8 protein-coding genes are annotated in these 9,817 nt (G+C 70.5%); 6 read left to right on the top strand and 2 right to left on the bottom strand.

Annotated elements, in window-relative coordinates:
- Positions 1-125: 125 nt before the first annotated feature.
- The 4 genes from ACZ7OH_RS06130 (at position 126) to ACZ7OH_RS06115 (ending at position 4,160) form a co-directional block, all read left to right on the top strand.
- The gene (locus ACZ7OH_RS06130) at positions 126-1,163 is read left to right on the top strand and encodes a FecCD family ABC transporter permease (protein ID WP_470279852.1); all 1,038 of its coding nucleotides are present in this window, start codon (positions 126-128) and stop codon (positions 1,161-1,163) included.
- Between the two features lies 1 nt (position 1,164).
- The gene (locus tag ACZ7OH_RS06125; RefSeq protein ID WP_470279851.1) at positions 1,165-2,217 is read left to right on the top strand and encodes a FecCD family ABC transporter permease; all 1,053 of its coding nucleotides are present in this window, start codon (positions 1,165-1,167) and stop codon (positions 2,215-2,217) included.
- Positions 2,218-2,222: 5 nt separating this feature from the next.
- Positions 2,223-3,026, top strand: a complete 804-nt coding sequence (locus ACZ7OH_RS06120; protein WP_470279850.1) for an ABC transporter ATP-binding protein — start codon at positions 2,223-2,225, stop codon at positions 3,024-3,026.
- Positions 3,027-3,674: 648 nt separating this feature from the next.
- A complete protein-coding gene (locus ACZ7OH_RS06115; RefSeq protein WP_470279849.1) occupies positions 3,675-4,160 on the top strand; it encodes a DinB family protein in 486 nt (161 codons plus the stop codon).
- Here ACZ7OH_RS06115 and ACZ7OH_RS06110 read toward each other — a convergent pair.
- The gene (locus ACZ7OH_RS06110; RefSeq protein ID WP_470279848.1) at positions 4,147-5,439 is read right to left on the bottom strand and encodes a lysine N(6)-hydroxylase/L-ornithine N(5)-oxygenase family protein; all 1,293 of its coding nucleotides are present in this window, start codon (positions 5,437-5,439) and stop codon (positions 4,147-4,149) included. The two genes, ACZ7OH_RS06115 and ACZ7OH_RS06110, sit on opposite strands and share 14 nt — an antisense overlap.
- Before the next feature lie 115 nt (positions 5,440-5,554).
- Here ACZ7OH_RS06110 and ACZ7OH_RS06105 point away from each other — a divergent pair, with 115 nt between their 5' ends.
- Positions 5,555-6,499 (top strand): methionyl-tRNA formyltransferase, encoded by a 945-nt coding sequence (locus ACZ7OH_RS06105; protein ID WP_470279847.1) that lies wholly within the window; start codon positions 5,555-5,557, stop codon positions 6,497-6,499.
- Between the two features lies 1 nt (position 6,500).
- Here the strand turns inward: ACZ7OH_RS06105 and ACZ7OH_RS06100 are convergent, their stop codons facing one another.
- Entirely contained in the window at positions 6,501-7,502 is a 1,002-nt protein-coding gene (locus ACZ7OH_RS06100; RefSeq protein ID WP_470279846.1) for a hypothetical protein, read from the bottom strand.
- A 170-nt stretch (positions 7,503-7,672) separates the two neighbouring features.
- On the opposite strand from ACZ7OH_RS06100, the gene ACZ7OH_RS06095 reads away from it, so the two are divergent.
- Positions 7,673-9,763 (top strand): alpha-galactosidase, encoded by a 2,091-nt coding sequence (locus ACZ7OH_RS06095; protein WP_470279845.1) that lies wholly within the window; start codon positions 7,673-7,675, stop codon positions 9,761-9,763.
- The last annotated feature ends 54 nt before the right edge of the window (positions 9,764-9,817 follow it).

The following is a 9,817-nucleotide window of genomic DNA, read 5'->3' as shown; positions in this document are numbered from 1 at the left end:
GCCTCCCGCTGCTCAAGACGCCCAAACGGGGCGTCGACTTAGGGCAACCTAACAAACCGAGGGTGAGAATGCACTGCTGTACCATCGGTTAGCCTTACCTAAAATGATTACCAGTCGGAGGTGCGGTGCGAACAGACCCCGGAGGGATCGCTCTCACGCGACGCCCGCCACACACGGGCCGCGCGCTGGGTCTGCTGGCCGTCCTCGCCGTGCTGGTCTTCCTGTGCCTGCTGAGCATCTGGCTGGGGTCGAAGGAGATCTCGTTCGGCGCGGTCTGGCAGGTGCTGTGGCACGACGACGGCTCCGCGGACGCCGTGATCATCCACAGTGTCCGGATGCCGCGGACCTTCCTGGCGTTGCTGGTGGGTGCCGGGCTCGGGCTGGCCGGCACGGTGATGCAGGCGCTGACCCGCAACCCCCTCGCCGATCCGGGCCTGCTCGGCGTCAGCGCCGGGGCCGCGTTCGCGATCGTGTTCTCGATCACCGTGCTGGGTGTCAGCTCGCTCTACGGCTACATCTGGTTCGCCTTCGCCGGCGCGCTCGCCGCGACATCCGTCGTCTACTACCTGGGCACGCGCGGCCGGGCCGGGTCGAGCCCGGTCAAGCTGGCGCTCGCCGGCGCCGCCGTCACGGCGTTGCTCTCGTCCTTCACCAGCGCCATGGTGCTGTCGGACCCGGTGGCGCTCAACCGCTACCGCTTCTGGTCCGCCGGCTCGCTTTCCGGCGTCGACGCGACCGCGTTGCTGCAAGTCCTGCCGTTCCTGGTGGTCGGGGTGGTGCTGGCGATCGCGAGCGGCCCGGCGCTCAACAGCCTCGCGCTCGGCGACGACGTCGCGATCGCGCTCGGCCGCAAGCTCGGTCCGCTGCGGCTGCGCGGCGCGCTGGCGATCACCCTGCTGACCGGCGCGGCCGTCGCCGTCGCCGGGCCGATCGTGTTCCTCGGCCTGGTCGTCCCGCACGCGGTGCGGTTCGTGATCGGCCCGGACCACCGCTGGCTGCTGCCCTACACCGCGGTGCTCGCGCCGTGTCTGCTGCTCGCCGCCGACATCCTCGGCCGGATCGTGGCGCGGCCGAGCGAGATCCGCGCGGGCGTGATCGTCGCGTTCCTCGGCGCGCCCTTCTTCATCTACCTGGTCCGGCGCCGCAAGCTCGTGGAGTCCTGAGATGAGCCTGCTGCAGATCCGGCGCGACCGGGTCACCTTCCGCGCCGGCGCCGTGTCCGGCCGGGTCCGGCCCCGGCTGCTGCTCGTGTCGGTGGTCCTCGCGGTGCTCGCGTTCGTCTTGTTCTGCGTGGGCATGACGATCGGCGACGTCCCGATGACCGTGTCCGACGTCCTGTCCGGTCTGTTCGGCGGCGGCGACAGCGGAAACGGTTACATCGTCCAGGAGCTGCGGCTGCCGCGGGCGCTCACCGGTCTGCTGGCCGGGTTCGCGTTCGGCGCGTCCGGCGCGGTGTTCCAGACGATCACCCGCAACCCGCTGGCCAGCCCGGACATGATCGGCATCAACGCGGGCGCGGCCACTTTCGTCGTCGCGGGCATCGCGTTCGGCTTCGGCGGCGGCCTCGGCACCACGACGCTCGGCCTCCTCGGCGGGCTGCTCACGGCGCTGCTGGTGTACGCGCTGGCGTGGCGGCGCGGCACCACCGGCTACCGGATCCTGCTGGTGGGCATCGGGATCTTCGCGATGTGCACCAGCCTCACCGACTACCTGCTGAGCAAGGCGCAGATCACCGAGGCGCAGGCGTCGATCGGCTGGCTGGTCGGCAACCTCGCCAACCGCGGCTGGGAGCACGTCGTGCCGCTGTTCTTCGCGCTGGTCGTGCTGGTGCCGGTGGTGCTGGCGCTGTCCCGGTGGATGCAGACGCTGCTGCTCGGCGACGACGTGGCGGCCGGGCTCGGCACGCCGGTCCAGCCGGTCCGGCTCGGCCTGCTGCTGGCCGGCGCCGGCCTGGTGGCGTTCGCGACGGCGTCGGCGGGCCCGATCTCGTTCGTCGCGCTGACCGCGCCGCAGATCGCGCAACGGCTCGCCCGGCTGTCGTCGCCGCCGATCACGGCGTCCGCGCTCACCGGCGCGGTCGTGGTGCTGGGCAGCGACATCATCGCGCGGTCGCTGACCGCGTCGGCGCTGCCGGTCGGCATCGTGACCGGCGTGCTCGGCGCTCCCCTGCTGCTCTGGCTGCTGGCCACGGCCAACCGATCCGGTTCCGGAGGCTGACCCCCATGACACCGTCCCTGCGCGTGCAGGACCTGCGCGTCGCCTACGACGACCGGGTCGTCATCGACGGCCTCGACCTCGACATCCCGCCGGAGCAGATCACGGCGATCGTCGGGCCGAACGCGTGCGGGAAGTCGACGCTGCTGCGCACCCTCGCCCGGCTGCTCACGCCGAAGGCGGGCGGGGTGTACCTGGACGGCCGCTCGATCCACGACCTGCCGACGCGCCAGGTCGCCCAGCGGCTCGGCATCCTCCCGCAGTCCCCGGTGGCGCCCGAGGGCATGACGGTGGCCGACCTCGTCGGCCGGGGCCGCGCGCCGCACCAAAGCTGGTGGCGCCAATGGTCCACTTCGGACGAAGGCGCGGTGGCGTCGGCGTTGGCGGCGACCTCCATGACCGACCTCGCGGACCGCCCGGTCGACGAGCTGTCCGGCGGCCAGCGGCAGCGCGCGTGGATCGCGATGGCGGTCGCCCAGGGCACACCGGTGCTGCTGCTCGACGAGCCGACGACGTACCTCGACCTGGCCCACCAGATCGACGTGCTGGACCTGGTGGTCGACCTCAACCGCGGCGAAGGCCGGACGGTGGTCATGGTCCTGCACGACCTGCCGCAGGCGTGCCGCTACGCCGACCACGTGATCGCGATGAAGGCGGGCCGGGTCGTGGCATCGGGGAAGCCGGTGGAGGTGATCACCGAGGAGCTGGTGGACGAGGTGTTCGACGTCCGCTGCCAGGTGACCCCGGACCCGGTGAGCGGAACGCCGATGGTGATCCCGATCAGCCGCCACCACCCGGCGCCGGTCGACTAGCCGTTCGTTCGCGCGATCAGGCCAAGAATTTCCGCGCTTCGGCTTGGATCCGCTTGTAGTACTCGTCCAGGAGCAACCTCGTTGACCCGATGACGCCAGGAATACTTCGCGCGAGAACGAGTGTCGCAGCATCACGCCGAGGTAGGTGGCGATCATGATCAGGAGGTAAGCCCAGGCCACCGGCGGCAGAACACCCGGGCCGACTCCCGCGAAGGCTGCGATCCAGCCGCCGACCAGGATGACGCCGGTAGCCGCAGAGGCGACGACGTCGGCAGCCCTCAGTTCCACCATGGGGTTTCTGCGCGCGAACCGCTCGCTCCGCCGAACGTCGGAATCGCCATGATCGGCTTTTCCAGCACCGCGGCGGAATACACGGCCGCCGCGGTCCCCGATGCCCCATCGACGGATACGATCAGATCCGCTTCGCGGATGGCCCTCAACCCGCTGGGTCGTTGCCATGCCGCTCGGGCGTTACGGGCACAGCGAGATCAACCTCAGGTTTCACCCGTCGGCCGTCAGCGGCCGCCCCCACCAAGTCCCCGCTCGGCCCGCCTGTTGCCGCCCTGGCCGCAGCGCTATCCTGGGCGTGGCCCGCCTCGTGTCGTCCCGAGGTCCGTCCGGCCACCACCCCACTTCTGGAGCTGACCTGTGTTCGTGCTGCCCGAAACCACCACCGGACCCGAGCGCCGCCTGCTGGAGGCGATGATGGACCGCAACCGGCGCGCCGTGATCGACACCGCGCGCGGCCTTTCCGAAGCCGACGCGCGGGAGCGGCTGGTCACGTCGCTGACCACGCCGATCGGCCTCGTCAAGCACGCCGCGATGGCCGAGCGCCGCTGGTTCCAGCTCTTCCTGCTCGGCTTGGCCGAGTCCGATTGCGACGGACCCACCACCCCCGGCGACGCCAGTTTCGTGGTCGCCGAAGGCGAAACCCTCGCCGACGTGATCGCCGAGTTCGAGCGGGCGAGCGCGCGCTCCCGCGAGATCGCCGCCGGCTTCGACCTCGACGACACGTGGACCCACGACGTCCTTGGCGAGGTCAACCTCCGGTTCGTCTACTTGCTGCTGATCGAGGACTTCGCCCGCCACGCGGGCCACGGCGACATCCTCCGGGAACAGCTCAGAGCGCGCTGACCGCGTACTCCCCCGCGGGCTCGGCGACCACGCGCCGGTCCACAATGGACTGCAGGATCTCCCCCACCCGCACCGCGGTGTTCGACAGCAGCGACGACGTGATGCCGTGCGTGTGCTCGGTGCCGCCCTGCAGGTAGATCCCGCCGCGCAGGGGCATGTCCGTCGACAACCGGTAGTCGCGCTCGACCCGCAACCGGCCGGACTCGTCGCGCAGGAACCGCAGCTCGCTCAGCAACGGCGTCGGGTCCGCGGGCCGGTAGCCCGTCGCGAACACGACCGCGTCGGCCTCCAGCACCGTCCGCGCACCCGTCGTCAGCGACTCGACCGTCACCGTGCCCGAAGGCGTCACCTCGACCGGCCGCGAAACGTTGAACAGCCGCAACCGTTCCACGCCCAGCACCTTCTCGCGGTAGACGCGGCGGTAGAGCTCGTCGATCAGCTCGACGTCGACGGCCGAGTAGTTCGTCGCGCCGTGGTAACGCATCAGGCGGTCCTTGACCGGCTCGCCCGCGCGGTAGAACTGGTCGACGGCGTCCGGGTCGAAGATCCGGTTCGCGAACGAGCTGTCGTCGGCCGGGCTGTAGCCGTACCGCGCGAACACCGCGCACACCTCGGCGCGCGGGAACTCGTCGTGCAGCAGCGCGGCGACCTCCGCGGCGCTCTGCCCGGCGCCCACGACGACGAACCGTCGTGGCGACGTGCCACGCAGGGCGTCCACGCGGAAGAGCAGTTCGCTGTTGTGCCAGATCCGGTCGCCGGCGGTGACGCCGTCGGGCAACTGGGGCCGCAGACCGGTGCCGACCACGAGGTTCCGGGCGCGCAGCGACGAGCCGTCCGAAGCCTCGACGTCGAAGTAGGCCACTTCGGAGCCGTCGTACACCGGTTTCACCGCGACGACCTCGGTGCCGTACGAGACGACGTCGTCGACCTTCGCGGCCGCCCACTCGAAGTAGTCGTGGAACTCGACGCGCAGCGGGAAGAGGTTCTTGTGGTTGATGAAGTCGACCAGCCGGCCCGCCGCGTGCAGGTAGTTGAGGAAGCTGAACTCGCTGGTCGGGTTCCGCATGGTGACCAGGTCCTTGAGGAACGACACCTGCATCGTCGCGGTGTCGATCAGCATCCCGCGGTGCCAGCCGAAGCGCGGCTGCCGCTCGAGGAAGTGCGCGGTCACCGGCTCCCCGGCCCCGGCGTTGTGCTCGGCGAGGGCGATCGCGAGGGCCAGGTTCGACGGTCCGAAGCCCACGCCGACGATGTCGTAGATCGGGACCTCTGCAGTCATGTTGCTCCCTCGCGCGCTCCGGTACGGTTCAGGGAACCCTAACCTAACTTAGGACAGCCTCGCCTAGTACGTTCGTGGTGATGTTCGTCCCCCGATCACGAAAGGGCACTCTCGAATGCGCGTGGCGATGTTCGGCTACCAGACCTGGGGGCACCGGACCCTCCAGGCGCTCATCGACGCCGGCCACGAGGTCGCCCTCGTGGTCACGCACCCGAAGAGCGACCACGCCTACGAGCGGATCTGGGCGGACTCCGTCGCCGACCTCGCCGAGGCGAACGGCATCCGCGTCCTGCTGCGCAACCGCCCGGACGACGCCGAGCTGCTGGCCGAGCTGAAGGCGGCGGAGCTCGACCTGATCGTGGCGAACAACTGGCGCACGTGGCTGCCGCCGGAGATCTTCGACCTGCCGCGCCACGGCACGCTGAACATCCACGACTCGCTGCTGCCGTCGTACGCGGGCTTCTCGCCGCTGATCTGGGCGATGATCAACGGCGAGCCGGAGGTCGGCGTGACCGCCCACATGATGGACGGCGAGCTGGACGCCGGCGACATCGTCCTGCAGCGCGCGATCCCGGTCGGGCCGTCGGACACGACGACGGACCTGTTCCACCGCACGGTGGACCTGATCGCGCCGATCACGGCGGAAGCGCTCTCGAAGATCGAGACGGGCTACACGCCGGTGCCGCAGGACCGGTCGAAGGCGAGCTTCTTCCACAAGCGCGCGGCGCGCGACAGCCTCGTCGACTGGACGTCCTCGCCGTCCGACATCGAACGCTTCGTGCGCGCGTTGCCGGACCCGTACCCGAACGCGTTCACCTACCACCGCGGCGAGCAGCTGCGGATCCTCGAGGCGTCGGTGTCCCGCGGCAACTACGGGGGAACGCCGGGCCGCATCTTCATCCGCGAAGGCGACGGCGTGGTGATCGTGGCCGGCCCGGACGCCCGGCGCGGCCGGTCGCCGGGGCTCGTGGTGGAGCGCGTCCGCACGGCCGACGGGACGGACCTGCCGGCGGCCGAGTACTTCAAGACCATGGGCGGGTACCTGACCGACCGCCCCTGACTCAGGTGTCGCCCTTGCCCCGCGCCGGTTCGGTCACGTTCTGTTCCACCGCGCCGGGCAAGGTGCGCACGATCGTGTCCTGCGCACGGCGTTCGCTGAACCCGGCGAGGAAAGCGAGCCCGGCGAAGAACAACGTGACCTGGCCGCCCGGGACCGGAACGGCAAGCGGGAGCAGACCGGCCCGCACGAGAACGAACATCGCCGCGCCGAAAACGGCGCCGATGATCAGCCGGAAACACCCGGAAAGAATGACGACGAGCCAGCCCTGGTCGAGGCTCACCCGCACCCGTTGCCGGTTCGCCGTGCGCGTCATGACGCTGACGATCGCGCCGATGGCGCCGGCGACCACGCAAATCACCAAGTGCGAGCCGATTTCGACCTTCAACAGGAAATGCACGGCAATGGCGACGGCGGCGGCCACGACGACGCCGACGGCGAGGCCACCGAGGTAGCGGACGAGCGCCCGGTCGAGCGCCGCGTCCCGCGCGTTCTGCTCGATCTGGCGAATCTCCTTCCGGCTCGACGCGACGGCGGCGGCCAGCCGCTCGCGCTTCCCGTCGGCTCCCACCATCGCGTCCAGCACGCTCAGGAGGGCGACGGCCTCGGTGTAGATGCCCTGCACCAGGATCTCCTGCGACTGACCGCCGAGCAGCACCGAATACTTCCGCTCCACCCGCCGGGCGGACCGGAACACGTCGTCGAAGTCTGCCGTGCTCTCCAACGAGTCGTAGTACTGCCGCAGTTTGTAGACGACCCGTTTCACCCCGCCGTCCGGCCCGTGCTGTTGGTGGGCGACCACCAGGAGCGCCGCCTGGAAATGCCGCGCGTAATACTCGTCGACGATCTTTCCCTGGTTGGCCTCGTACGCCGCCCGCAGCTTCGCGAATCGCGGCCGCCCCTCCTCCTGGTAGGCCTCGATCAAATCGTGGACGCACGGGCAGGCGATCCGATCACCTGGTTCCGCGTCCGGTACCGCGTTTATTTTTCGCGCATTGATCACCATGGCGCTTTTCTCCCCTCGCTGACGACCACAGGCCGCCACCCCTCACCCATTGTGATGACCGATACCCGGAAGAACCACTATCGCGCGTCGCATGCCACCCGAACGGCCGCAGGTGCCGATGGCCGGGACACCTCTTGGCGGCACCACATCCCGGCGCCAGGATGTCCCGCATGGGCGAGATCAGCCACCTCGAGCGCCACCGCGCCTGGGTGCTCACCGGCGAGTCGAGCACCTACGCCCTGCGCCTGAACGAGGACGACGTCCCGACCCACCTCTACTGGGGCCCGCCCCTCCCGGCCGACGCCGTCGAGGAGCTCATCACCGAAACGCTCCCCTGGTGGGACGGCTTCAACGACCCCAACGAAGGCCTCGACGAACTCGCCGCGGACGGCGGCACCCGCTACTGGACCCCCGCCCTGCAAGTCCGCTTCGCCGACGGCACCCGCGCCCTCGAATGGCGCTACGAAACGCACGAGATCTCGCGGGACCACCTCGCGATCCACTTCACCGACCGCCACTACCCCCTCCGGATCACCCTCCACTACCGCCTGAAGACCGACGTCCTCGAACGCTGGACCGAACTCACCGCCGACGCGGGGGTCGACGTCGTCCGCGCCGACTCCGCGACCTGGGCCCTCCCCCTCCGGGACGGCTACCGGCTCAGCCACGTCACCGGCCGCTGGGCCGCGGAAACCGGGCTGCGGCGGACACCCGCACCCCACGGCGAGACGGTCTTCGCGAGCCGGCGCGGAATCACCGGGCACCACGCCAACCCGTGGGTCATGGTCGACGACGGCACCGCCACCGAGCGCCACGGCGAGGTCTACGGCGTCGCCCTCGCGTGGAGCGGGTCGTGGCGGCTCACGACCACGCGCTCGTCGACCGGACGCCTCACGGTCAGCGGCGGCTTCGGCCAGGACGGCGTCGTCCACCACGTCGGCCCCGGCAAGCCGCTGCTCACGCCCGTGATCGCCGGCCTCTACACCACCGGAGGCTTCGGCGCCGCCAGCCGCGCGTGGCACGCCTACGCCCTGAGCGACGTCCTGCCGCACGCGCACGAACTGCGTCCGGTGCTCTACAACTCTTGGGAGGCAACGGGTTTCGACGTCTCCGAGCAAGGACAGCGCGCCCTCGCCGAGCGGGCCGCGGCGCTGGGTGTCGAACTGTTCGTCATGGACGACGGCTGGTTCGGCGCCCGGACCGGCGACCACGCCGGGCTCGGTGACTGGCACGTCAACCGCGAACGCTTCCCCGACGGGCTCAAGCCCCTGGTCGACGCCGTGCACGGGCTCGGCATGCGGTTCGGCATCTGGGTCGAGCCCGAAATGGTCAACCCCGACAGCGATCTCTACCGCGCCCACCCGGACTGGGTGCTGCACCACCCGCACCGGCGCCGGTCGCAGCTGCGCAACCAGCTCGTCCTCAACTTCGCCCGGCCGGACGTCCGCGCGTGGGCCCACGAGTGGCTCGACCGGCTCGTCGGCGACCACGGCGTCGACTTCCTCAAGTGGGACATGAACCGCCCGTTCAGCGAAGCCGGCTGGCCCGGCGACGCCAACCCGGATCGCCTGTGGGTCGAGCACACGAGCGCCGTCTACGCGCTCCTGGACCGGTTGCGCGCCGACCACCCGGGCCTGCGGATCGAAGCGTGCAGCGGCGGGGGCGGGCGGATCGACCTCGGCGTGCTCGCGCGCGCCGACCAGGTCTGGACGTCGGACAACACCGACGCGCTCGACCGGCTCCGGATCCAGCACGGCTACAGCCAGCTCTACCCGGCGCGCGCGATGTCGGCCTGGGTCACCGACAACCCCAACTTCGTCACCGGGCGGTCGGTGCCGCTGCGGTTCCGGTTCCACGTCGCCATGGCGGGCGTGCTCGGCATCGGCGGCGACATCGTGCGCTGGCCCGACGACGACCTCGCGCTCGCCGGCGACTTGATCGCGCTCTACAAGGACATCCGGCCGGTGGTCCAGCACGGCGCGTTGTACCGGCTGCGGCCACCTGTCGACGACGGCGTCACGGCACTGCAGTACGTCCACGAAGACCGGACCGTCGTCTTCGCCTACCGGCAGGCCGCGCACTTCGCCGCACCGGAGCGGCCGCTGCGCCTCGAGGGCCTCGATCCCGCTGACCGGTACGTGGATTCGGATTCCGGAGCGACGCACAGCGGAGCCGTGCTGCTCGCCCACGGGCTGCCGCTGACGCTGCCGACCGGCGACTTCGCGAGCACGGTGACCCGACTGAGCCGAATCGCGCGCTAGAGATCGGATCTTTCGGCCGCCCGTCGACGGTTTCGTGGCCATATCGCGCTTGAC

This window comes from Amycolatopsis sp. NPDC114478 (genome assembly GCF_055633805.1).
This window is presented reverse-complemented; position numbering and strand designations above follow the sequence as displayed.